Source organism: Streptomyces sp. NPDC031670 (assembly GCF_055580545.1).
This window is the reverse complement of the sequence record NZ_JBVILC010000068.1, coordinates 1-1,078: the sequence shown is the minus strand read 5'-3', so window position 1 is coordinate 1,078 and position 1,078 is coordinate 1. Positions and strand designations below refer to the sequence as shown.

Here is a 1,078-nt window from a genome sequence, read left to right as displayed (position 1 = left end):
CCTAGGTGTGTTGTCCCGGGACGTTGGTGACACGCGTGCTGGGTGCTTGAACGAGGTGAGGGCCTTCTGGCTCGGTGTGGATTGCGACATCTGCACCGATCCGAGGAGGCCCTCGTGCCCCACCGTAACGCCCCGCTGACCGAGACCGGACGACTTCGTCTGGCCCGCTGTGTCGTCGACGACGGCTGGCCCGTGCGCCGGGCAGCAGAACGTTTCCAGGTCAGCCACACCACCGCGGCCCGCTGGGCCACCCGCTATCGGCAGCTCGGCATCGCCGGAATGAGTGACCGGACCAGCCGCCCGCACCACCAGCCGCTGCGGACCCCGGCCGAGATCGAGGAACACGTCCTGCGGCTGCGCCGCGAGCACCGGATCGGGCCGTTGAGGCTGGCCGCCCGGTGCGGGATCGCACCTTCGACCGCCCACCGCATCCTCGCCCGGCACGGCCTTCCGCCCCTGGCCGCACTCGACCGGGCCACCGGGGAGCCCGTCCGCCGCTACGAACGCGCCCGACCCGGCGAACTCGTCCACATCGACGTCAAGAAACTCGGCAGGATTCCCGACGGCGGCGGCCACAAAGTCCTCGGCCGGGCTGCCGGCAGCCCGAACAAGGACCGCCGCAACGGGGCGGGATACGCCTACCTCCACACCGCCCTCGACGATCACACCCGCCTCGCCTACACCGAAGACCTGCCCGACGAGACCGCCCCTACCTGTGCCGCGTTCCTCACCCGAGCCACCGTCTGGTTCGCGTCCATGGGCATCACCGTCGAACGCGTCCTGACCGACAACGCCTGGGCCTACAGCAAGAACACCTGGCGCGAGACCTGCCGTGATCTGGGCATCAGCCCCCGATGGACCAGGCCCTGGCGGCCACAGACCAACGGCAAGGTCGAACGCTTCCACCGCACCCTGCTCGAGGAATGGGCCTACCAGCGGCCCTACGCCTCAGATGCCGAACGACAGGCCGTGTTTAGCGACTGGATCAACTGGTACAACTATCACCGACCCCACACCGGCATCGCAGGTCAAACCCCAGCCAGCCGCGTCACCAACCTGTCCGGACAACACACCTAGG

Annotated in this window: 1 protein-coding gene; it reads left to right on the top strand. The window is 68.8% G+C overall.

All coding sequences use genetic code 11. The annotated features are described in order from the left end of the window. Positions 1-114 precede the first annotated feature (114 nt). Positions 115-1,077: an IS481 family transposase gene (locus ACZ5ID_RS37060; protein WP_468907227.1), complete on the top strand. Its 963-nt coding sequence runs from the start codon at positions 115-117 to the stop codon at positions 1,075-1,077. Position 1,078: the final 1 nt, after the last annotated feature.